Source organism: Gordonia sp. SCSIO 19800, assembly GCF_018132775.1.
Taxonomy (GTDB): domain Bacteria; phylum Actinomycetota; class Actinomycetes; order Mycobacteriales; family Mycobacteriaceae; genus Gordonia; species Gordonia hongkongensis.
In genome coordinates this window covers 118,908-141,689 of sequence record NZ_JAGRQM010000005.1, presented here as the reverse complement: position 1 = coordinate 141,689, position 22,782 = coordinate 118,908, and the positions used below count along the sequence as shown (strand labels likewise).

Below are 22,782 nucleotides of genomic sequence, written 5' to 3'. Positions count from 1 at the left end.
CGCACCCTGCCTATCCTGGGCAGGGTGCGTACTCGTCTCCAGCTCGGCTCCGCCCCGGCCGAACACACCCCCCTCGACGATGACGTCGCGGACCGGATCGCACTGGCCGCCGACATCCTCGCCGGACGCCGTTTCGCGGTTCTGACCGGCGCCGGCATCTCCACCGACTCCGGCATCCCCGACTACCGGAGTCCCGGCTCGCCGCCGCGGACGCCCATGACCCTCGAGATGTTCCTCTCGTCGCCGGACTTCCGACGCCACTACTGGGCACGCAACCACCTCGGCTGGCGGCACATGGACGCCGCGGTCCCCAACAGAGCCCATCTGGCGCTCACCGAACTCCAGCAGCGCGGGTGGATGTCGCGGGTGCTCACCCAGAACGTCGACATGCTGCACACCAAGGCCGGCACCCGCGGGGTCATCGAACTCCACGGATGCTACGGCCGTGTCCGCTGTCTGAACTGCGACTGGCGTATCTCCCGTCACCGGCTCGCCGGACAACTCGAAGAGATCAACACCGAGTTCGCGCGTCGGGTCAACGGCCGCGGTGCCATCGAGGTCGCGCCGGACGCCGACGCGACGCTGTCCGACACGTCCGACTTCGTGATGATCGACTGCCCGAACTGCGGCGGCATCCTGAAGCCCGACATCGTCTACTTCGGCGAGACGGTCACGAAAGACGTTGTGGACGAGGCGTATATGGTCGACGAGGCCGACGCCCTGCTTGTCGTCGGGTCGTCGCTCACCGTCATGTCCGGCCTGCGATTCGCGCGGCGCGCGCACCGCGCCGGCAAGCCGCTGATCATCGTGAACCGCGGGGTCACCCGTGCCGACGAGATCGCGACCCTGAAGATCGATCACGAGGCCGGGTTCGTGCTCCCGGCGCTCACGACTTTCTGAGGCTGTTGTTGCGACGACCCTTCGTGACGGCCCTTCGCAAGCTCCGGGCCTCCTCAGGGAGCAGTGGGGAGGGCCCTTCGCAAGCTCCGGGCCTCCTCAGGGAGCAGTGGGGAGGGGCCCTTCGCAAACTCCTGGCCTCCTCAGGGAGCGAAGGCAGGACGCGTCAGCGGCCCACGACCACCAGATCGTCGGCGTGCACCACCGGGCGCTGTAGTTCGGGCGGAAGATCGCCGGTGGAGCGGCCGACCATCGACGCGATGTCGTCGACGCCGTAGGCCGCGACTCCCCTGGCCCGCACCGTGTCGTACTGGTCGACGAGTTCGACGACGTCGCCCTCGTAGAACCTGCCGGTGACCCCGACGATCCCCGCGGCGAGCAGTGAACGCCGCTTGCGCGACACCGCGTCCACGGCGCCGTCGTCGAGCACGATCCGACCCCGCGCGTCGGCGGCGTGACGCACCCAGAACCGACGCGCGGACAGCCGCTCGGGCCGCGCGGCGAACACCGTGCCCACCGAGGCGTCGGCCAGCGCCTGCGCCGCCGACGAGGCGGCCGCCAGCAGTACGGGCACGCCGGCATCCGCCGACAAGCGGGCCGCGGCCAGCTTGGAGGCCATGCCACCCGTACCCAGCGCGCCGCCGGATCCGGCGATCACCCCGTCGAGATCCTCAGGGCCGTTGACCTCGGGTATCAACCGGGCGCGACGGCCGTCGACGTCGACCCGGCGCGGATCACCGTCGTAGAGCCCGTCGACGTCGGAGAGCAGGATGAGCGCATCGGCACCCGACAGATGGGCAACGAGCGCGGCCAGCCGGTCGTTGTCACCGAAACGGATCTCGTTGGTGGCCACGGTGTCGTTCTCGTTCACCACCGCCACGGCGCCGAGTGAACGCAGACGGTCAAGTGTCCGTTGGGCATTCGCGTGGTGACCGCGGTTGGAGATGTCGTCGGCGGTGAGCAGGACCTGCCCCACGGTGCGGCCGTAGCGCGCGAACGACGTACCCCACGCATGTGCGAGGGCCAGCTGCCCGACGCTTGCCGCCGCCTGCTTGGTGGCGAGATCCGTGGGCCGCTTCTTGAGTCCGAGCGGGGCGATCCCGGCCCCGATGGCCCCCGAGGACACGACGATGACATCCGACCCGGCCCGCATCCGGGCCTCGAGCGCGTCGGCCAGTGCGTCGAGGCGGTTGCGGTCGAGTCCCTCGGTGAGGTCGGTGAGTGCCGACGACCCGATCTTCACGACCACGCTGCGCGCGTGCGCGATCCGGTCGCGTACCGACCCCTCGCGAACGCGGTCGGCGGAACCGGTGCTCACGGGAGGTCCCGCTCCCCGCCGTCCTCGTCCGGCAGCCCGCGCCGCAGGCGACGAGCCTGTTTGCGTTCGGCAGCGCCGACGCGATCGGAACGATCGAGCCGGATGTCGGTGCCGCGCCCGGTGATCGGGACGTCGTCGCCCATCGGCGTGGACGGTTCCCAGTCGAACGTGACCGCACCGATGGTGACGGGCGCACCCGGTTGTGCACCCCGCTTCACCAGTTCGTCTTCGACGCCGAGCCGGTTGAGCCGATCGGCGAGGTAGCCGACGGCCTCGTCGTTGTCGAACTGCGTCTGCGCGATCCACCGCTCCGGGCGCGAACCCCGGACGATGAAGCCGCCCTCGTTGTCCGGGTCGGTCTCGATCGTGAAGCCGGTGTCGTCGACGGCCTTGGGGCGGATGATCGCGCGCCGGGCGACCTTGGCGGGCTGGGCATCTCGGTATTCGCGCACCATCCGCGCCAGTGCGAAGGTGAGCTCGCGCAGACCTTCGTGGGCGACCGCCGAGATCCGGAATACGGGCCAACCACGTTCGGCCAGTTCGGGTTCGACGAGGTCGGCGAGCTCGGCGGCGTCGGGTACGTCCAGCTTGTTGAGGATCACCACGCGGGGGCGGGAGGCGAGGTCGCCGAGTCCGTGGTCGTCGTCGAGTGCCGGGACGTACGCGGCCAGCTCGGCTTCGAGCGCATCGATGTCGGAGATCGGGTCGCGCCCGGGTTCCAGTGTGGCGCAGTCGACGACATGCGCGAGCACCGCGCAGCGCTCGAGGTGGCGGAGGAACTCGAGGCCGAGCCCGCGGCCGGTCGAGGCGCCCGGGATCAGACCGGGGACGTCGGCGATGGTGAACACGTCGCCCGCGGTCTGCACCACCCCGAGGTTCGGGACCAGCGTGGTGAACGGGTAGTCCGCGATCTTCGGCTTGGCGGCCGAGAGCACCGACACCAGCGACGACTTGCCGGCCGACGGGAAACCGACGAGCCCGACGTCGGCGACCGACTTGAGTTCCAGGACCAGCGAACGCTGCTGCCCCTCTTCGCCCAGCAGGGCGAAGCCGGGGGCCTTGCGCGCCTTCGACGCGAGCGCCGCGTTCCCCAGCCCGCCGCGGCCCCCCTGCGCGGCCTCGAAGACCGTCCCCTCGCCGACCAGATCGGCGAGGATCGTGCCGCGCTCGTCGAGGACGACCGTGCCGTCGGGAACCTTGAGGACGAGGTCGCCGCCGGTGGCGCCGTCGCGGTTGTCGCCGGCCCCGGGCTTGCCGTTGGAGGCCTTCGCGTGCGGGTGGAAGTGGAAGTCGAGGAGCGTGTGCACCTGGGGGTCGACGACGAGCCGCACGGACCCGCCGTTGCCGCCGTTTCCGCCGTCGGGTCCGCCGAGAGGCTTGAACTTCTCGCGATGGACCGACGCGCAGCCGTGGCCGCCGTTCCCCGCGGCGACGTGGATGGTCACGCGGTCGACGAACCGAGACATCGAAATCCTTCTTCCGTCAAAAAAGAACAGGGCGGGCGGGGTACGCGATGACCCTGCCCGCCCTGTGTAAGAGCTTGTCGTGCCGGTTGCTCAGGTCAGACCGAAGCGGTTTCCGGGACGATGTTGACCGTCTTGCGGCCACGCTTGGAGCCGAACTCCACCGCGCCCGCTGCGAGCGCGAACAGGGTGTCGTCGCCACCGCGACCGACGTTGACGCCGGGATGGAACTTGGTGCCGCGCTGGCGGACCAGGATCTCACCTGCGCTCACCTGCTGGCCGCCGAAGCGCTTCACGCCGAGTCGCTGGGCGTTGGAATCGCGACCGTTGCGCGAGCTGGACGCGCCCTTCTTGTGTGCCATGTGTCAGTCCTCCTGAGGTCTTCTCGAAGCGGGTCGAACTACTTGATGCCGGTGACCTTGAGGACCGTCAGCTTCTGACGGTGACCCTGGCGCTTGTGGTAGCCGGTCTTGTTCTTGAACTTGTGGATGCGGATCTTGGGGCCCTTGACGTGGTCGACGACCTCGCCGGTGACCGAGATCTTGGCCAGCTTGTCGGCATCGGTGGTCAGGTTCGACCCGTCGACGACCAACGCGACCGGCAGGCTCACCGTGCTGCCGATCTCTCCGTCGATCTTTTCGACCTTCACAGTGTCGCCTTCAGCGACCTTGTACTGCTTACCGCCGGTCTTGACGATCGCGTACGTTGCCATCGAAGTATTCCTCTTACTCGTCTACTCGGACCCTGGGGGCGCGAGCGCTCCTGGGGCGTTTGTGTTGTGCGTGCCGGGGCGGGCCGCAGGGCACCCGGGCATGTGGCCGGGGAAGCTGCGGTTCGCACCAGAGGGCCTGCCGACGGACTACGCACCGTTGCTGTGCCGAAGCGGGCAGAACAGCGCAGACCCTCCGCGGGAGGCGACTTTCCAAGGTTACGGGAACGTCGGCGGTCGGGTCAAACTAGCCCGACCCGGGTCCGACGCGGCCCGGTCACCCGGGTCAGTCGTCGGCCGGTGGCGGTCCCGCGGGACGGCCCGCGCTGCGCTTGCGCGGCCGGCGCCGTACCGCGACCGCCGCCTCCGAGTTCCCGGTGGAGACCGGACCCGAGGTCGTCACCGGCGTCTCCGCAGCGACATCCGCCGCGGTCATCACCACGGTGTCCGGCGGTGTGGTCGTCTGCGCCGGACGCCGGACGACCCGCCGACGACGCCGTGCGGCCGCCGGAGCCTGTCCGTCGGTGGCCGAGCCGGCCGGCTCGGGCTCCGTCTCGACCGCCGCAGGTTCGGACTCAGCCGATTCCGTCCCAGCCGAATCCATCTCAGCCGGTTCCGTCGCCACCGGATACGGCAGGGTCTCGGTCGGCTCGGCAACAGCGGTGTCCACCCGGCTGTCGGCCGTCTGCTGCGGCGACGACGCCTCGACGACGGGCTTCGGTGCGTCCTCGGCCCGACTCGTGGTGTCACCGTCGGTGGTCGCGCCGGACTCCTGGTCGTGTTCGTCGTCGTGCGCGTGCGCCGCCATCGCCCGGAACATCGGGTGTTCGGCCGGCTTGTGAGCGGGCGCGACGGCCGGGGCGACTGCCTCCGGTTGCGCGTCGGCCTTCTTCTTGCCTCGACGGGACCGCTTCGAACCGGCACCGTCGCCACGCGAAGAGTCGTCGGTCTTCACCTCGACGGGATTCGCGTGCACGATGATGCCTCGACCGCTGCAGGCGGTGCAGGTGGTCGAGAACGCTTCCAGCAGACCGGTTCCCAGACGTTTACGTGTCATCTGGACGAGGCCCAGCGAGGTCACCTCGGACACCTGGTGACGGGTGCGATCACGAGCGAGCGCCTCGGTGAGCCTGCGGAGCACCAGATCCCGGTTCGACTCGAGGACCATGTCGATGAAGTCGACGATGATCATCCCGCCGATGTCGCGCAACCGCATCTGCCGCACGATCTCCTCGGCGGCTTCGAGGTTGTTGCGCGTCACCGTCTCCTCGAGGTTGCCACCCGAGCCGGTGAACTTGCCGGTGTTGACGTCGACGACGGTCATCGCCTCGGTGTGCTCGATGATCAGCGTGCCGCCGGAGGGCAGCCACACCTTGCGGTCGAGCGCCTTCGCGAGCTGCTCGTCGATGCGGTGCACGACGAACGAATCCGGCGCGTCGGCGTGCGGCTTGTCGAATTTCTCGACCCGCTCCATGAGATCCGAGGCCACCGAGCTGACGTAACCCTCGACCAGGTTCCAGGCCTTGTCACCTTCGACGACGAGCTTCTTGAAGTCCTCGTTGAACAGATCACGGACGACGCGAACCAGGAGGTCGGGCTCCTCGTACAGCGGCTTCGGGCTCGACGACCCACCCTTCTTGGCCTGGGCCACCGCCTCGTCGATGGACTTCCACTGCGACTCGAGGCGGGCGATGTCGGCACCGAGTTCCTCGGCGCTGACTCCCTCCGACGCGGTGCGGATGATGACCCCGGCCTCGTCGGGGACGAGCTTCGCCAGAATCTGCTTGAGACGTTTGCGCTCGACGTCGGGCAGCTTGCGGCTGATCCCGGTCGACGAACCGCCGGGCACGTACACCAGGTAGCGGCCGGCGAGGGAGATCTGCGTGGTCAGACGGGCGCCCTTGTGACCCACCGGGTCCTTGCTGACCTGGACGAGCACGTTGTCGCCGGGCTTGAGCGCCTGCTCGATCTTGCGCGAACCGCCGTCGAGTCCGGCAGCGTCCCAGTTGACCTCACCGGCGTAGAGCACGCCGTTGCGTCCGCGACCGATGTCGACGAATGCGGCTTCCATCCCCGGAAGGACGTTCTGGACGCGTCCGAGGTAGATGTTGCCGACCATCGACGACGACGTCGCGGTCGTCACGAAATGCTCGACGAGGACACCGTCCTCGAGGACCGCGACCTGCGTGTAGTCCTCGACCGCGGCGTGCTCGTGCCCGTCGTTACCGGAAATGCGGCTGTTCGCGCTGCGCTCTCGGACGACCATGACGCGGTCGACCGCCTCACGGCGCGCCAGGAACTCAGACTCGGTCAGGATCGGCGGACGACGCCGGCCGGCATCGCGCCCGTCGCGCCGGCGCTGCCGCTTGGCCTCGAGTCGAGTCGATCCCGAGATTCCCTGCACCTCATCGCGGGCGCGCTTGCTGCGCGGCTCACGCTCGTGCACCACCGTGTTCGGCGGATCGTCGGGAGACGCCTCATCGGGTTCGCCGCCACCTTTGCGGCGACGGCGGCGACGGCGGCGGCGAGTCGACGAGGAATCACCGGAGTCGTCGTCATCGGATGCGTCTTCGGCGTCGGCCGTGTCGGCATCGTCGCCGGACTCGTCGGCGCGGTCGCCCGCGGCGCCGGACGCCTCGGAGTCCTCCGCCTTGTCCGCACCAGAACGACGGCTGCGGCGGCGGGTGCGTTTGCCCGACGGACGGCCCTCCTCCGAGCGCGAGTCCTCGGCCGACTCGTCGGACGTGGTGTCCTCCGAGTCCGTGGCGGCATCGGTTACTCCGTCGCCGGTCGACTCATCGGCATCGGACGCCTCGGCGTCGGACTCATCGGTGTCCGAATCAGAGTCGCCCCCCTGGTCTCCCCGACCGCGCCCGCGTCCACGACGCCCGCGTCGACGCCGGCGGCTCCGACCCGACCCGGAATCATCGGCGTTGGAATCATCAGCGTTGGAATCATCGGCGTCGTCGGCGCCGGAGTCGTCCCGGGTCGAGACGTCGGCGTCTCGGTCAGCTGTGGTCGAATCATCGGCTCTCGACCTGTCCGAACGGGCGGGCGCGTTCGCTGATGTCGAGGTCGCGGTCTCGGCAGCGGCGGACTCTTCTGCCGGGGTGTCCGCCGACTCGTCCTTCGCGCCCGTCTCAGCGCGGGTCTTCGCACGACCCGAGCGGGCGGCGCGGGGCTTGTCGGCCGGGGCCTGAGGCTGCAGGAACAGCGGCTGCGCGCCGGCCGAGGCGTCGGTCCCCGCGGCCGGGACTGGCACCGGTGCGTCGTACTGGGCGGCCGAGAACAACGTCGGGGCCTCGGCCGCGGCCGGTGCCGCGGGCGAGTCGTCGGCGGTGGTCTGTGCAGCATCCTCGGTCGATGCGACTTCGGCCGTCGGTGCGTCGTCGGCGGGGGCCGCTTCGGCGGACACCGCCTCGGTTGGTGCGGCTTCGACCGATGCCGCCTCGGCCTGTGCCGCGTCCGTCGGCGGGGTGTCGGCAGGGGCCTCGGCCGGCGTCGTGTCGGCAGCGGCGTCAGGCAGAGCCGCGTCGCCGGCCGGGGCGGCCTGCGGCGGCGTCTCGCCGGTCTCGTCGACGCCGGAGCGCACCCGTTCGGCCACAGCTTTCGCCAGGTCACGATCGACGCTGGATTGCGGGCTGCGGGTCTGCACGCCGAGATTCGCCAGGTGAGCCAGAACCTGTCGACTCGTCAGGCCCAGGAAGCGGGCCAGGGCGTGCACACGAAGTTTGCTGGGAAATTCTTCCGCCGATTCCGACGCTGCGTTCGCGTCAGCCGGCGACCCGTTGTCGGTCACTCAGTCTCCTCGAACCCCCGGGCGCGTCGGGCTGACGCGGCCACGCGAGGGTCTGCTCTGTGTCCCGGTCCTCGTCGGACCGGTGTTGTGTGGTCTGCGCGTCGTCGCGGCGGTCCGTCTCACGGATCGTCCGACGACGCTCTTGCTGTGTCGATGACCGCGTCCCTGATCGCTTTCCACGCCACCGGGCACAGGCGGAACCTGAGTGTTCGCCCGCTGGCAGCAGGGCGAACTCGGTGGGGTCAGCTGCGGTTCCGTGGCGTCGCGGTGCGTCAGTGCCGCACCGCGACGCGCCGGTACCGGGGCGCGTCATCCGGTCGTCGTCGACAAAGTGTGTCGGCGATAACTGTGCAAGTATCCCACACCGCGGTCGGATGACCGCAAAGGATGAGCGTTTGACGTTGCGCGTCGAGTCGAGGCGCTCGCGTTCAGCCCTCGAGTCCGGGGAACCAGAGAGCGATCTCGCGCTGTGCCGATTCGGGCGAATCGGACCCGTGGACCAGGTTGTACTGGGTGTCGAGCGCGAAGTCGGCACGGATCGTTCCGGGCACGGCCTTCTCGACCGGGTCGGTACCGCCGGCGATCTGGCGGAACGCCGCCACCGCGCGGGGCCCCTCGAGAACGGCCGCGACCAGCGGACCGGACGTGATGAACTCGAGCAGCGAGGGGTGGAACGGCTTGCCCTCGTGCTCGGCGTAGTGCCCGCGAGCGACCTCGTCGCTCGCGGTCTTGAGTTCGAGAGCCACCAGGGTCAGGCCCTTGCGCTCGATACGGCTGATGATGTCGCCGACGAGGTTGCGTTCGACGCCGTCCGGCTTGATGAGTACGAGAGTGCGTTCAGTCACGACTGACACCCTATCGACCGGCTACGGTCACGTACCGGTCAGGAGCAGTACTCACCGGCGACCGGGAAGAAGCCGTAGTCGAAGAGGCTGCCGGTGCGCGAGCGCGGATCGACGACCACCTGCACACAGCCGCCGGGCGAGGCGAGCGCGCCGGCGAGCGCGAGATCGAACTGTTGCGCCAGACCGAGATTCGCGGGCCGGTACTGGGCGGGCACCGGGAGGCTGGCGATGGCCTCGGGCGCCTTCATGGTCGCGGCACGCTGGGTGATCTCGTGGGTGGCGACATAGCTGTACTCCCCCGGACCGACGGGAACAGGTGCGTCCGCGGCGGGTATGAGGTTCGCGATCCCGATGGGTGCCTGGTCCTGCTCCGGTTCGGCCGCCGCCGTGGCCGGGACGGTCAGTGCGAGCGCCGCGCCCGCGAGGACGACGACGGGGAGCACGGGGCGTCGGGTTCGGGCGGAGGTGGTCCGGAAGAGCTGGAACTGCACGTATGTCCTCACATCGGGTGTCTCGGGAAGGGGTTCGACAAGCTGCGAGGATCGACTTGTCGCCCCCGCGGCATGGGCCATTGTTACAGCAAGCCCACCTGGCCGCCCGGGTTCGGCGATAACGGTCCGGCCACAGGTCTTGCGGCCACCAAACCCCGCCCTGAGCAACGAGAACACCGCTGGTCGGACAGCCGGCGGCGAGACGGCCGTGGCCGCCGGACCGATTACTCGATCGGCTCCTGGCCGGGCAGCATCCCGCGTTCGACCCGTTTCTCGACGTCGGCCTTGATGTAGCGGATGTACAGCCAGACCGACCCGAAGACGACTCCCACCACCGCGATCGACCAGTGGAAGAGCCCCCCGATGATCAGGACGACCTGCAGGCCGAGATCGAGGTTGATCGCGTACGGCCGGCCCTGCATCCCGGCGGCCAGGATCATCGCGATGACGACGAGCGTGAGGTATCCGCCGGACAACCAGGTCAGCCCGTCCCCGAGGCGCCACACGATCGGGAACGCCAGGATCACGACGATGACCTCCAGGATCATCGTGCCGGCCATCACGCCGCGGAGCCCCTTCCACGGATCGTTCGTGGGTGGGGTGTACCGGGTCATGAGGGTTCCTTACCGAAGAGTGTTCGCGCGGCACCGGCGGTCACGACGGACCCGGTGATGACCACGCCCGCACCGGACACGCGCTCGCCGTCGGCCTCCTCGGCCAATGCGATGGCCTCCTCGACGGCGTCGGGCAGGAAGGGTTTGACGACCACGCGGTCCTCGCCGAACACCTCCCGCGCGTACTCCGCGAGCGTCTCGGGCTCCAGGGCCCGTGGCGACCCGTTGTCGGTGACGACGACTGCGTCGAGCACCGGCTCGAGGCCTTCGAGGACTCCGCGGGCGTCCTTGTCACCCAGCACGCCGATGACGCCGACGAGTCGACGGAAGTCGAACTCCTCGGCCAGCGCCTGTGCCAGCGCCGCGGCTCCGTGGGGGTTGTGCGCCGCGTCGGCGAACACCGTCGGGGCGCTGCGCAGTCGTTCGAGCCGTCCGGGGTTGGCGACGGACGCGAAACCCGTACGCACCGCGTCGATGTCGAGCTGACGATCGGCGCCCGCACCGAAGAACGCCTCCACCGCCGCGAGGGCCAGCGCGGCGTTGGCCGCCTGATGTGCACCGTGCAGCGGCACGAAGATCTCGTCGTAGACACCGCCGAGCCCCTGGATGGTGAGCATCTGCCCACCGACGGCGATGACCGAGTCGAGGACCGCGAACTCCGATCCCTGGCGGGCGACGATGGTGCCCGCATCGACGGCCGCGCGCAGCAGGACGTCCATGACCTCGGGGCTCTGTTCGGCGATCACCGTGACGGGATCGACGGTGCCGACCGCGTCGGGTTCGGCGGGCTTGATGATGCCGGCCTTCTCCCCCGCGATGGCGGACAGGGTGTCGCCGAGATAGTCCGCGTGGTCCATCGCGATCGGTGTGATGACCGAGACCGTGCCGTCGATGACGTTGGTCGCATCCCAGCGACCGCCCATGCCCGTCTCGACGACGGCGACGTCCACCGGCGCCTCGGCGAAGACCGCATACGCCATCGCGGTCAGCACCTCGAACTTGCTCATCCGGGGTCCACCCGCCGCCGTCGACGAATCGTCGACCATGGTGATGTACGGCTCGAGTTCCCGATAGGTGTCGATGTATGTGCGTGCCGGAATCGGCTTGCCGTCGACCGAGATCCGCTCGGTGACGCGCTGCAGGTGCGGACTCGTGACCCGGCCCGTGCGCCGGTGCAGCGCGGACAGCAACGCGTCGACCATCCTGGTGACCGACGTCTTGCCGTTCGTCCCGGCGATGTGGATCGCGGGGTATCCGTGCTGGGGGGATCCGAGCAGATCCATGAGCGTCGCGATGCGGGTCAGCGACGGCTCGATCTTGGTCTCGGGCCACCGGGTGTCGAGCTCGGCCTCGACCTCGGCGAGTTCGGCGAGATCGTCGGCGCTGTCGGTGACGCGCAGCCGCGCCGGCTCGGCATCCGGATCGGGTTCGTCCTCCCCCAGGATCGCCGAGAGACCCAGGGGGTCGCCCGCCGCATCCATTCCCAGGACGGCTGGATCCTCGTCGGGGAAACCGGTGTCGTCGCTCACGCGCCGACCAGACTCGCCAGCTTCGCGTTCAACCGTTCAACCTCTTCGGTCGCGATCCGCTGACGGTCCCGGATCTTGGCGACCACGTGGTCGGGCGCCTTGGACAGGAACTGTTCGTTGCCCAGTTTCGCCGAGGTCGTCGACAATTCCTTCTCGGCCACCGCCAGGTCCTTGGCGAGCCGCTTGCGTTCGGCTTCGACGTCGACGGTGCCCGAGGTGTCGATCGCGACGACCACGGTGGCCACGCTCAGGCGGACCTCGATGGTCGCGGTCGCGCCGAAGTCGGGACCGGCCGGGTCCAGGCGCGCAAGGGAGGTCACGTACGGCAGCAGGTGTTCGAGCCCGGCTTCGCCGAGTCCGTCGAACTGCACGGCGACGCGCTGGCCCGGACGGAGGCCCTGATCGCTGCGGAAACGCCGCACCTCGGTGATCAGTCGCTGCAGATCGTCCACGCGGGCGGCCGAATCCGACGACCAATCGCGCCCGGAAGTGGTCGGCCACGGGGCCACCACGAGCGATTCACCCCCGGTGAGCGCCTTCCACAGCACCTCGGTGACGAACGGCATCACCGGCGACAGCGCGCGCAGCAATGGTTCGAGTACCGCGCCCAGCACGAGCGACGTTGCTTCCGAACGATTCTCGTCGTTCTCGGCGAACTGCACCTTCGCGAGTTCGAGGTACCAGTCGCAGACCTCGTCCCACGCGAAGTGGTAGAGCGCCTCGCATGCCTTCGAGAACTCGTAGGACTCGAACCCGGCGTCGATCTCGGCGAGCACCTCGTCGAGCCGGCCGAGGATCCACCGGTCGGCGTCGGTCAGCGTCTCGGCGTCGGGGAGCTCCCCGACCTTCGCGCCGTTCATCAACGCGAACTTGGTGGCGTTGTAGAGCTTGGTGGCGAAGTTGCGCGACGACTGGGCGTGGTCCTCGCCGACCGAGATGTCCGAACCGGGGTTGGCACCGCGGGCGAGCGTGAAGCGCAGGGCGTCGGCACCGAAGCGCTCCACCCAGTCGAGCGGGTCGATGCCGTTGCCCTTCGACTTCGACATCTTGCGGCCGTGCTCGTCGCGCACCAGGCCGTGCAGGAACAGGTTGTGGAACGGGATCTCGTTGCCCGGACCCAGATCCTTGCCCACGTAGGTGCCGAACATCATCATGCGGGCCACCCAGAAGAACAGGATGTCGTACCCCGTGACGAGAACCGAGGTGGGATAGAACTTCTCGAGATCCGCGGTCTGATCGGGCCAGCCCATCGTGGAGAACGGCCACAGCCCGGAGGAGAACCAGGTGTCGAGGACGTCGGTCTCCTGGACGTAGCCCTCGGGGGCCTGCTCGTCGGGTCCGACGCACACCACCTCGCCGTCGGGTCCGTACCAGATCGGGATGCGGTGACCCCACCACAGCTGACGCGAGATACACCAGTCGTGCATGTCGTCGACCCAGCTGAACCAGCGCGGCTCCATCGACTTCGGGTGGATCACCGTGGACCCGTCCCGCACCGCGTCGCCGGCCGCCGCGGCCAGCGTGGAGACCGCCACCCACCACTGCATCGACAGGCGCGGTTCGATCGGCTCGCCGGTGCGCTCCGAATGCCCGACGCTGTGCAGGTACGGACGCACCTCTTTCACGATCCGGCCCTGTTCGGCCAGCGCCTCGCGCACCTTGACGCGCGCCTCGAAGCGGTCCATGCCGTCGAATTCGGTTCCGGTGTCGGCGATCCGGGCCGATTCGTCCATGATCGTCGGCATCGGCAGGTTGTGCCGCTGACCGAGCGCGAAGTCGTTGGGGTCGTGTGCCGGCGTGATCTTGACTGCGCCACTACCGAATTCGGGGTCGACGTAATCATCGGCGACGATCGGGATCATCCGGTCGACAAAGGGGTGCGGCAGTGCGGTGCCGACCAGGTGGGCATACCGTTCGTCGTCGGGGTGCACCGCGATCGCGGTGTCGCCGAGCATCGTCTCGAGTCGGGTCGTCGCGACGACGATGTGAGGCTCGGTGTCGTCGAGTGACCCGTAACGGAAGCTGACGAGTTCGCCCTCGACGTCGGCGTAACTCACCTCGATGTCGCTGACGGCGGTCTTGAGGACCGGCGACCAGTTGACGAGGCGCTCGGCCTGATAGATCAGCCCGTCGTCGAACATCTTCTTGAAGACCGTGTGCACTGCGCGCGACAGACCCTCGTCCATCGTGAAGCGCTCGCGCGACCAGTCGACGCTGTCGCCGAGCCGGCGCATCTGCTCGCCGATGTTGCCGCTGATCTCGGCCTTCTCGGCCCACACCCGTTCGATGAACGCCTCCCGGCCGAGGTCGTCGCGTGTCTTGCCCTCGGTGGCGAGCTTGCGCTCGACCATCGTCTGCATCGCGATCGCCGCGTGGTCCATGCCGGGGAGCCACAGCACCTCGTAGCCCTGCATCCGACGACGACGCGAGAGCGCGTCCATCAGGACGTGCTCGTAGGCGTGGCCCATGTGCAGCGAGCCGTTGACATTCGGAGGCGGGATCACGATGGAGAACGGCGGCTTGTCACTCGCCGCGTCCGCGGTGAAGTACCCGGCGTCCACCCAGCCCTGGTAGAGCGACGCCTCGTGCTCAGCGGGGTCCCAGGACTTCGGCAACCCGGTCTCGGGTACGGCAGTCCGGGGCGACGCTGTCTCGGGCAACGCGGATGTCTGGTCGGGTGATGTCACGGCCGCTATTCTATGTTTTCGCCGGGCCGGACCTCGCCCGGGACCCGTCCGCGCCCGAGCGCTTCGTGCTAACCCGCGGAGACGCGCAATCTGTGCAGGTCCTCAGGCGCGTTGACGTTGACCAGCCAGTCCGGATCGGAGATCCCCACCCGATGGGTGTTGAGCGCCTCGATCGCGCCCAGCATGCGCCGTTCACCGCCGGCGACGACATCCGCGATCATCGCCGCGGCATCCGTGCGGTAGATCCCCGCCATCGGATGATCCCGCTGGGCGTCGTGGGCGATGACCGCCTGCGTCGAGTCGGTCAGCCCCAGCCGCAGCTCGTCGATCAGTTCCGGCGCGATCAGCGGCATGTCCGTGGCACAGACGAACGCGAACTCGGCACCCGCGGCAGCCGCCGCGGACAGGCCCGCGACGAGCCCGCCGAGCGGACCCGTCCCCTCCTGTTCGTCGGTCACCCAGTGCACCTTCGACGAGTCGATCCCCGGCGCCGCCCGGTCGCGGATGTCGTCGATGCCGCGGAATGCGGCGGACGTCTCGCCCGCGACGACCAGCACCGGATCGCAGCGCTGGGACACCACCCGCACCACTCGCGCGAGCATGGGTTCACCGTCCCAGTCGAGCGCGGCCTTGTCGCTGCCCATCCGTCGCGAACGTCCGCCCGCCAGCACCAGGCCGGCGAGCACCGAGGTATCCGATCCGTGTTGAGTCACATCGCTCAGTGTGCGCGATCTGGCGCACGGGCGGGGCAAGATGGACATCATGAGCAACACTCGCAACACCGAGACTGCGGCGACGCACCCCGCCGACGAGCCGCGCGAGGTCCGGCGCACACACCCGAAGACCTACGCCGCCGGAGTCCCGGCCGTCGCAGTCGCCCTCAAGCGCGGAGTCGAGCAGATGGGCGCGCTCCGGACAGCACAGACCTTGATCAAGCTCAATCAACGTGATGGGTTCGATTGTCCCGGATGCGCCTGGCCGGAGACGCCGGGCCACCGCAAGCATGCCGAGTTCTGCGAGAACGGCGCCAAGGCGGTCGCCGAGGAGGCCACACGTCGAGCCGTCGCCCCCGAGTTCTTCGCCGCCCACAGCGTCGACGACCTCCGGACACGCAGCGGCTACTGGCTCTCGCAGCAGGGACGCCTGGCGCACCCGATGTACCTCGGTCCGGGCGACACCCACTACCGCCCGCTGAACTGGGACGAGGCCAACGCCGTCATCGCCGACGAGTTCGCCGCGATGGACTCGCCTGACGAGGCCGTGTTCTACACGTCGGGTCGCACCAGCAACGAAGCCGCTTTCCTGTACCAGCTCTTCGCCCGGAGCCTGGGTACGAACAACCTCCCCGACTGCTCGAACATGTGCCACGAGTCCTCCGGCGCCGCTCTCGGCGCGTCGATCGGCATCGGCAAGGGTTCGGTCACCGTCCCCGATCTCGAGGCGGCCGATCTCATCCTCATCGCCGGCCAGAATCCCGGCACCAATCACCCGAGAATGCTCGCCACCCTGGAGAAGGCGAAGCACAACGGGGCCCGGATCGTGGCGATCAACCCGCTGCCCGAAGCAGGCCTGATGCGTTTCAAGGATCCACAGAAGGTCGGCGGGGTCATCGGCGCGGGTACCAAGCTGGCCGACGACTTCCTCCAGGTCCGGCTCGGGTCCGACATGGCTCTGTTCCGCGGCGTCGCACGTCTGCTCCGTGACGCCGAACGAGCCGCCCCCGGAACGGTTTTCGATCACCAGTTCCTCGACGAGTCGTGCGCCGGGGTCGAGGAGTACCTCGACCTGCTCGACGACGTCGACCTCGACCGGGTCGTCGAGGTCACCGGCGTGACCCGCACCCAGATCGACGAGCTCGCACGGACGGTCGCCACTTCGCGCCGCATCGTGCTGTGCTGGGCGATGGGCTTGACCCAGCACCGCCACGGCGTCGCGACGATCGCCGAAGGCACGAACCTGCTGCTCCTGCGCGGCATGATCGGCCGCGTCGGCGCCGGCCTCTGCCCCGTGCGCGGTCATTCGAACGTGCAGGGCGACCGCACCATGGGGATCTTCGAGAGGATGCCAGAGTCCTTCCTCGCTGCTCAGGACGCCGAGTTCGGCATCACGTCCCCACGCGAGCACGGGTACGACACCGTCGCCGCCATCACTGCGATGGCCGCCGGGAAGGTCCGCGTCTTCGTCGGGATGGGCGGCAATTTCGTGTCCGCCTCACCCGACACCGACGTCACCGCCGACGCCCTGCGGCGCTGCGCACTCACCGTGCACGTGTCCACCAAGCTCAACGAATCCCACCTCGTCACCGGCCGTCGCGCACTCATCCTGCCCACCCTCGGGCGCACCGACCGGGACGTCATCGACGGTGTGGCACAACGTGTCTCGGTCGAGGACTCGATGTCGGCGGTCCACCTGTCCCGTGGGTCGCTGCCGCCGGTGTCGGCGCACCTGCGCAGTGAGGTCGCGATCATCTGCGACCTGGCGACCCGGGTTCTCGGTACCGCTCACCCGGTTCCGTGGCAGGAACTGAAACGCGACTACGACCGCATCCGCGACCGGATCGAGCGGGTCGTCCCCGGCTTCCACGACTTCAACATCCGCGTCCGCCGCAGTGACGGTTTCGTGCTGCCGCACCCGCCGCGCGACACCCGGTCGTTCGACACGCCCAACGGCAAGGCCAACTTCGCAGTCCATCCCCTCGAATGGGTGGACGTCCCGGCCGACCGCCTCGTCCTGCAGACACTCCGCAGCCATGACCAGTACAACACCACCATCTACGGCCACGACGACCGTTACCGGGGCATCTCCGGCAACCGCCACATCGTGATGGTCAATCCCGACGACATCGCGTCCCTCGGCTTGCGCGCCGGGCAACTCGTCGACATCGTCTCGGAGTTCGACGGCGAGGCCGGAGTCGAGGAACGACGGGTCCGCTGCTTCGAGGTGGTCCCGTATGACACACCGCGCGGCAACGCGGCCGCGTACTACCCCGAGACCAACCCGCTGGTCCCGCTCGGATCGGTGGCAAAGGAGTCGAACACACCGGTCTCCAAGGCGGTGGTGATCCGCATCGAACCGGCCGAATCCGCCTAGCCGGAGACGACAGCAGCGAGCCCCGTCCGGTCGTCCGGGCGGGGCTCGCTGCTGTCGTCGGGTGAGTGGTGAGCTGCGGGTCAGGCGCTCTTGTCGCGACGTTCGTCGCTGGATGCCTTCCGCGGCACGATCGTCGGAAGCACGTTGTCCCGGACGGTCTCCCCGGTCACGACGACCTTCTCGACGTCGTCGCGGCTCGGGATGTCGTACATCACCGGCAGCAGGACCTCTTCCATGATGGCCCGCAGGCCGCGGGCACCGGTGCCGCGGTGAATGGCCTGATCGGCGACCGCCTCGAGGGCGTCCTTGGTGAACTCCAGCTCGACATTGTCCATGTCGAACAGCCGGGTGTACTGCTTCACCAGCGCGTTCTTCGGCTCCGACAGGATGCTCACCAGCGAGTCCTTGTCCAGGTTCGTCACCGAGGCGACGACCGGCAGGCGGCCGATGAACTCCGGGATCAGGCCGAACTTGATCAGGTCCTCCGGCATGACGTCGGCGAACTGATCCGAGGTGTCCACCTCGTCCTTGCTCGCCACTTCGTTGCCGAAGCCGAGACCGCGCTTGCCGATCCGCTCGGACACGATCTTCTCCAGACCGGCGAACGCGCCGGCCACGATGAACAGCACGTTCGTCGTGTCGATCTGGATGAACTCCTGATGCGGATGCTTGCGTCCACCCTGCGGCGGCACCGACGCCTGCGTGCCCTCGAGGATCTTCAGCAGCGCCTGCTGGACTCCCTCTCCGGACACATCGCGCGTGATCGACGGGTTCTCGCTCTTGCGGGCGATCTTGTCGACCTCGTCGATGTAGATGATGCCGGTCTCGGCACGCTTGACGTCGTAGTCGGCGGCCTGGATCAGCTTGAGCAGGATGTTCTCGACGTCCTCGCCGACATATCCGGCCTCGGTCAGCGCGGTTGCGTCGGCGATCGCGAACGGCACGTTGAGCATCTTCGCCAGGGTCTGCGCCAGGTACGTCTTGCCGCATCCGGTGGGGCCGAGCATCAGGATGTTCGACTTCATCAGCTCGACGGTCTCACCCGTCCGGGCGTCCTTCTTCTCGCCCGCCTGGATGCGCTTGTAGTGGTTGTAGACCGCCACCGCGAGCGTCCGCTTCGCCGTGTCCTGGCCGATGACGTACTTCTCGAGGAAGTCACGGATCTCCGTCGGCTTCGGCAGCTCGTCGAGCTTGACGTCGCCGTTCTCGGCCAGTTCCTCTTCGATGATCTCGTTGCACAGGTCGATGCACTCATCGCAGATGTACACGCCGGGGCCGGCGATGAGCTTCTTCACCTGCTTCTGGCTCTTGCCGCAAAAAGAGCACTTGAGCAGGTCGCCGCCGTCTCCGATTCGTGCCATCTCGCGCTGTACCTACTTCCTCGTTGCCGGACTGTCGTGTCTGGTCCGTCGCGTCGCACGCAGCCGGGCATGGGTCATTTGATCGACACTCGAATGCCCAGTAACCCGACGGTACCCGCGTGCCGCTCGAACTTCGACCGATAAGGCCAAATGTCGCGGCAGAAAATCACCGGGACTTCTGCACTGCCACAACTACTTCTTGGCCAGGACTACTTCTTCATCGACTTCTTGCGGTACTCGAAGACCTCGTCGACGATGCCGTACTCCTTGGCCGCGGCCGCGGTCAGGATGTTGTCGCGGTCGGTGTCCTTGCGGATCTTCTCCTTGTCCTGACCGGTGTGGCTGGCCAGGATCTCGTCGAGGCGGTCGCGGATGCGCTCGATCTCGGCGGCCTGGATCTCGAGGTCGGAGACCTGACCCTGGTAGGCGCCGCCGGTGCGCGGCTGGTGGATCAGGACCGTGGCGTTCGGCAGCGCCGCACGCTTGCCCGGGGTTCCGCCGGCGAGGAGGATCGCCGCCGCCGAGGCCGCCTCACCGAGGCAGACGGTCACGATGTCGCAGTGCACGTACTGCATCGTGTCGTAGATGGCGAGCATGTCGGGCACGCTGCCACCCGGCGAGTTGATGTACATGGTGATGTCGCGGTCGGGGTCCTGCGATTCGAGGACGAGCAGCTGCGCCATGACGTCGTTGGACACGACCTGGTCGATCGGCGTGCCGACGAAGACGATCCGCTCTTCGAACAGCTTCGCGTACGGGTCGTACTGACGCTGGCCGTTCGGGGTGTGCTCGATGAACGACGGCAGGATGTACCGCGCTTCGATGTTCTTCAGCGCCAAGGCCGACGCGGGGATGCCGGCGGCGACCTCGGCGGGCATGCCGTCGAAGGAAAGGGAGTTGGTCATCTGTTGCTCCATTGGGTAGAGGTGGCTCGGCGGTGGGTACGGGCGCGGTCGTCGGACCGGGGTCTCACCGACCCGGGCGCGCGATCACCTTGTCGACGAAGCCGTACTCCTTGGCCTCTTCCGCGGTGAACCACTTGTCGCGGTCGGCGTCGGCCTCGATCTTCTCGAGCGGCTGACCGCTGAACTCGGCGTTGAGCCGGTTCATCTCCTTCTTGGTGAGCGCGAATTGCTCTGCCTGGATGGCGATGTCGGCGGCGGTACCGCCGATGCCGGCGGACGGCTGATGCATCATGATGCGCGCGTGCGGCAGTGCATGTCGCTTGCCCTTGGCGCCGGCGGCGAGCAGAAACTGGCCCATCGACGCCGCCATGCCCATCGCGTACGTCGCGACGTCGCATTCCGCGAGCTGCATGGTGTCGAAGATCGCCATTCCGGCGGTCACCGATCCACCGGGCGAATTGATGTAGAGGTGGATGTCCTTCTGCGGGTCCTCGGCGGAGAGCAGCAGGATCTGCGCGCACAGCCGGTTCGCGATGTCGTCGTCGACCTGGGTGCCCAGGAAGATGATGCGCTCGCGCAGCAGACGCTCGAACACCGAATCGGTCAGGTTCAACCCAGCCACACCCGAACTCATCGTGGGTGTGTGGATGGTCGGCTCACTCACGTATTCCTACCTTTGCCTTGTTGTCATGACCTGCGCGTCACCCGCGGGTGACGCGCACGCACATCGAATGCTTCTCTGATGACGTCCTCACCGACACTAACCAATCGACACCCGCGGACACTCCCGAGGACACGCCTCTTCGCTGAGAGCAGAACGGCCTTCGGCACCGTGAACGGCCCGTGCGTGATGGTGGACCGACGGCGATCGCCGGCCCTCGTACTTCGAGGACCGGCGATCGCGGAGGAAACGTGCGGGCTGTGCTGGACCGCGGGAGCCCGATCAGTTGTCGGAGTCGGACTCGTCCGCAGCGGACTCGTCGGCGTCGTCATTGCCGCCGAAGTACTCGGCGGTGTCGACGGTGGCGCCCTTGGTGTCGGTGACGGTCACGTCGCCGACGATGCTCGCCAGCGACTTGCCGCGCCGGACGTCGGCGTAGACCGCACCGACCTGGTTGGCCTGCGTCAGCTGCTGGATGAACTCCTGCGGCTGCATGCCGTAGCGCTGGGCGGTGAAGATGATCTGCTGGGTCAGCTCGTCCTGGCTGACCTCGGTGTCCTGCTGATCGGCGATCGCGTCGAGCAGCAGCTGCTGCTTGACCGACTTCTCCGCCTCAGCACGGGACTCGGCATCCCACTCCTCGCGGGTCTTACCCTGCGCCTCGAGGAATTTGGCGACCTGCTCGTCGTCGTGTCCGAGCGCGTGGATGACCTGGTGCTGCTGACCCTCGACCTCTTCGTCGACGACCTTCTCCGGCAGCGGGATCTCGACGGTCTCGAGGAGCTTGTCGAGCACCGCGTCGCGGATCTTGTTGGCCTGCTCCAGCTTCGCGGACTGCTCGACCCGCTCGGCGAGGCTGGCGCGCAGCTCCTCGACGGTGTCGAACTCGCTGGCCATCTGGGCGAACTCATCGTCGACCTCGGGCAGCTCGCGCTCCTTGACCGACTGCACGGTCACCTTCACGAGGGCCTCCTCGCCCGCGTGATCGCCGGCGACGAGCTTGGTCGTGAACTCTTTGTCCTCGCCGGCCTTCAGGCCGATGAGCGCCTCGTCGAGTCCGTCGATGAGCTGGCCGGAGCCGACCTCATGGGACAGCCCCTCCGTGGTGGCCTCCTCGACGGCCTCGCCGTCGACGGTCGCGGCCAGGTCGATCGACACGAAGTCGCCGTTCTCCACGCCGCGCTCGACGCCCTTGAGGGTGCCGAAGCGGGCGCGCAGGCCTTCGAGCTGCTCGTCGACCGCCGCCTCGTCGACCTCGATCGCGTCGACCTCGACCGACAGGGTCGAGTAGTCGGGCAGGGTGATCTCGGGACGGACGTCGACCTCGGCCGTGAAGGTGACCGACTCGCCGTACTTCAGCTCGGACAGGTCGATCTCGGGCTGGCCGATGGCCTTGGTCTCGGTCTCGGCGACGGCCTCGGAGTACTTGGCCGGGATGGCGTCGTTCACGACCTGCGCGAGAATCGAATCGCGGCCGACACGGGCCTCGATCAGCTTCGCGGGCGCCTTGCCCGGACGGAATCCGGGGATCCGGATCTGCTGGGCCAACGACCGGTAGGCCCGGTCGAAGTCTGCCGACAGCTCCTCGAACGGGACCTCGACGTTGAGCTTGACCCGGGTCGGGGTGAGTTGCTCGACAGTGCTCTTCACGCCTGAATACTCCTTATATCTACGGTGGTGGAAGTTCGGTCGTTCGCGGGCCGTGCACCGGGTGACCGGTCGGGCCACATCGATCAAGTCGGGATGACAGGATTTGAACCTGCGACCCTCCGCTCCCAAAGCGGATGCGCTACCAAGCTGCGCCACATCCCGGGGTCCGAACACGCGAGGGAACCCCGGAGGGCGACCGCGCATCAGGGCCAACAAGAGATAGTACGTGCCACCGCGGCCGGGCCCGCGCACGGGTGCCGCGGCGACGCCGGAACCGATGGTCGTCCGTCGGATGCCACCTCGTCGCATCCACCCCGATTTCGGTTCCGGCGCCGCTGCCGGTACAGTCACTCATCGCACGCGACGCCGGGATCTCGACGGTCACCGCGAGCAACGCGGGTGTAGCTCAATGGTAGAGCCCTAGTCTTCCAAACTAGCTACGCGGGTTCGATTCCCGTCACCCGCTCCACCGGCTCGGAGACACTATCTCCGAGCCTTTTTCGTCGGTCCGGGCTACTCCGTGCGCCTAGTTGGGCGGCTCCGGCGGCTTGTTCCACGGCAACGGCAGGGGCGCGTACTCGTAGACGATCTCGGGAGTCGCCTCCTCCTCCGGGTGCCCGGGTGCCGACGAATCGCCGGGGCCGGTCGAGACGATCGGTGGTGGGCAGGGCGCGAACTGGCCTGGCGTTTCCCTCACGTTCCTCCGCTGTCTGCGAACCACATGCGATTCGGGTCGGCGATGTCACAGATCCCCGCCCAAGTC

General features: G+C 68.2%; 18 protein-coding genes and 2 tRNA genes. 3 read left to right on the top strand and 17 right to left on the bottom strand.

Features of this window, described 5'->3' with window-relative positions:
- Window positions 1-24: 24 nt before the first annotated feature.
- Window positions 25-900: a Sir2 family NAD-dependent protein deacetylase gene (locus KB201_RS08045; RefSeq protein WP_211538775.1), complete on the top strand. Its 876-nt coding sequence runs from the start codon at window positions 25-27 to the stop codon at window positions 898-900.
- A gap of 163 nt (window positions 901-1,063) precedes the next feature.
- Here KB201_RS08045 and proB read toward each other — a convergent pair whose 3' ends face one another.
- The 11 genes from proB to KB201_RS07990 form a co-directional block, all read right to left on the bottom strand.
- The gene (proB, locus tag KB201_RS08040; RefSeq protein WP_078112231.1) at window positions 1,064-2,215 is read right to left on the bottom strand and encodes a glutamate 5-kinase; all 1,152 of its coding nucleotides are present in this window, start codon (window positions 2,213-2,215) and stop codon (window positions 1,064-1,066) included.
- Window positions 2,212-3,681 (bottom strand): GTPase ObgE, encoded by a 1,470-nt coding sequence (obgE, locus tag KB201_RS08035; RefSeq protein WP_078112230.1) that lies wholly within the window; start codon window positions 3,679-3,681, stop codon window positions 2,212-2,214. Before obgE ends, proB begins: the two co-directional genes overlap by 4 nt.
- 95 nt (window positions 3,682-3,776) lie before the next feature.
- A complete protein-coding gene (rpmA, locus tag KB201_RS08030) occupies window positions 3,777-4,040 on the bottom strand; it encodes a 50S ribosomal protein L27 (RefSeq protein WP_004019626.1) in 264 nt (87 codons plus the stop codon).
- 38 nt (window positions 4,041-4,078) lie between these two features.
- Window positions 4,079-4,390, bottom strand: a complete 312-nt coding sequence (rplU, locus tag KB201_RS08025; RefSeq protein ID WP_004019625.1) for a 50S ribosomal protein L21 — start codon at window positions 4,388-4,390, stop codon at window positions 4,079-4,081.
- 283 nt (window positions 4,391-4,673) lie between these two features.
- Window positions 4,674-8,186, bottom strand: coding sequence for a translation initiation factor IF-2 N-terminal domain-containing protein (locus KB201_RS08020; RefSeq protein WP_211538774.1), 3,513 nt, complete (start codon window positions 8,184-8,186; stop codon window positions 4,674-4,676).
- Between the two features lie 428 nt (window positions 8,187-8,614).
- A complete protein-coding gene (ndk, locus tag KB201_RS08015) occupies window positions 8,615-9,031 on the bottom strand; it encodes a nucleoside-diphosphate kinase (RefSeq protein WP_058250057.1) in 417 nt (138 codons plus the stop codon).
- Window positions 9,032-9,069: 38 nt separating this feature from the next.
- Window positions 9,070-9,522: a hypothetical protein gene (locus tag KB201_RS08010; protein WP_211538877.1), complete on the bottom strand. Its 453-nt coding sequence runs from the start codon at window positions 9,520-9,522 to the stop codon at window positions 9,070-9,072.
- Window positions 9,523-9,746: 224 nt separating this feature from the next.
- Entirely contained in the window at window positions 9,747-10,136 is a 390-nt protein-coding gene (locus KB201_RS08005; protein WP_058250055.1) for a DUF4233 domain-containing protein, read from the bottom strand.
- Window positions 10,133-11,665, bottom strand: coding sequence for a folylpolyglutamate synthase/dihydrofolate synthase family protein (locus KB201_RS08000; RefSeq protein ID WP_265964471.1), 1,533 nt, complete (start codon window positions 11,663-11,665; stop codon window positions 10,133-10,135). The genes KB201_RS08005 and KB201_RS08000 overlap by 4 nt, the downstream gene beginning before the upstream one ends.
- Entirely contained in the window at window positions 11,662-14,352 is a 2,691-nt protein-coding gene (locus tag KB201_RS07995) for a valine--tRNA ligase (protein WP_078112226.1), read from the bottom strand. The genes KB201_RS08000 and KB201_RS07995 overlap by 4 nt, the downstream gene beginning before the upstream one ends.
- Before the next feature lie 68 nt (window positions 14,353-14,420).
- Window positions 14,421-15,038 (bottom strand): molybdenum cofactor guanylyltransferase, encoded by a 618-nt coding sequence (locus KB201_RS07990; protein WP_211538873.1) that lies wholly within the window; start codon window positions 15,036-15,038, stop codon window positions 14,421-14,423.
- Window positions 15,039-15,105: 67 nt separating this feature from the next.
- On the opposite strand from KB201_RS07990, the gene KB201_RS07985 reads away from it, so the two are divergent.
- The gene (locus KB201_RS07985) at window positions 15,106-17,442 is read left to right on the top strand and encodes an FdhF/YdeP family oxidoreductase (RefSeq protein ID WP_211538871.1); all 2,337 of its coding nucleotides are present in this window, start codon (window positions 15,106-15,108) and stop codon (window positions 17,440-17,442) included.
- Between the two features lie 80 nt (window positions 17,443-17,522).
- On the opposite strand, the gene clpX is transcribed toward KB201_RS07985, so the two are convergent.
- The 5 genes from clpX to KB201_RS07960 form a co-directional block, all read right to left on the bottom strand.
- On the bottom strand, window positions 17,523-18,803 hold the full coding sequence (gene clpX, locus KB201_RS07980; RefSeq protein WP_058250051.1) for an ATP-dependent Clp protease ATP-binding subunit ClpX: 1,281 nt from the start codon (window positions 18,801-18,803) through the stop codon (window positions 17,523-17,525).
- A gap of 209 nt (window positions 18,804-19,012) precedes the next feature.
- Window positions 19,013-19,708 (bottom strand): ATP-dependent Clp protease proteolytic subunit, encoded by a 696-nt coding sequence (locus KB201_RS07975; protein ID WP_058250292.1) that lies wholly within the window; start codon window positions 19,706-19,708, stop codon window positions 19,013-19,015.
- 64 nt (window positions 19,709-19,772) lie between these two features.
- Window positions 19,773-20,372, bottom strand: a complete 600-nt coding sequence (locus KB201_RS07970) for an ATP-dependent Clp protease proteolytic subunit (protein ID WP_078113597.1) — start codon at window positions 20,370-20,372, stop codon at window positions 19,773-19,775.
- A 279-nt stretch (window positions 20,373-20,651) separates the two neighbouring features.
- Window positions 20,652-22,019 (bottom strand): trigger factor, encoded by a 1,368-nt coding sequence (gene tig / locus KB201_RS07965; RefSeq protein ID WP_068972583.1) that lies wholly within the window; start codon window positions 22,017-22,019, stop codon window positions 20,652-20,654.
- An 88-nt stretch (window positions 22,020-22,107) separates the two neighbouring features.
- Window positions 22,108-22,181 (bottom strand) — tRNA-Pro (locus KB201_RS07960).
- 233 nt (window positions 22,182-22,414) lie between these two features.
- On the opposite strand from KB201_RS07960, the gene KB201_RS07955 reads away from it, so the two are divergent.
- A tRNA-Gly gene (locus KB201_RS07955) sits at window positions 22,415-22,488 on the top strand.
- A 57-nt stretch (window positions 22,489-22,545) separates the two neighbouring features.
- Here KB201_RS07955 and KB201_RS07950 read toward each other — a convergent pair.
- The gene (locus tag KB201_RS07950; RefSeq protein WP_175401035.1) at window positions 22,546-22,716 is read right to left on the bottom strand and encodes a hypothetical protein; all 171 of its coding nucleotides are present in this window, start codon (window positions 22,714-22,716) and stop codon (window positions 22,546-22,548) included.
- Between the last annotated feature and the right edge of the window lie 66 nt (window positions 22,717-22,782).

Excerpts from the sequence above, each read along its gene's own strand:
- KB201_RS08005 (WP_058250055.1), bottom strand. The coding sequence starts at position 10,136 with ATGACCCGGTACACCCCACCCACGAACGATCCGTGGAAGGGGCTCCGC.
- clpX (WP_058250051.1), bottom strand. The coding sequence starts at position 18,803 with ATGGCACGAATCGGAGACGGCGGCGACCTGCTCAAGTGCTCTTTTTGC.
- obgE (WP_078112230.1), bottom strand. The coding sequence starts at position 3,681 with ATGTCTCGGTTCGTCGACCGCGTGACCATCCACGTCGCCGCGGGGAAC.
- KB201_RS07985 (WP_211538871.1), top strand. The coding sequence starts at position 15,106 with ATGGACATCATGAGCAACACTCGCAACACCGAGACTGCGGCGACGCAC.
- rplU (WP_004019625.1), bottom strand. The coding sequence starts at position 4,390 with ATGGCAACGTACGCGATCGTCAAGACCGGCGGTAAGCAGTACAAGGTC.
- rpmA (WP_004019626.1), bottom strand. The coding sequence starts at position 4,040 with ATGGCACACAAGAAGGGCGCGTCCAGCTCGCGCAACGGTCGCGATTCC.
- KB201_RS07975 (WP_058250292.1), bottom strand. The coding sequence starts at position 19,708 with ATGACCAACTCCCTTTCCTTCGACGGCATGCCCGCCGAGGTCGCCGCC.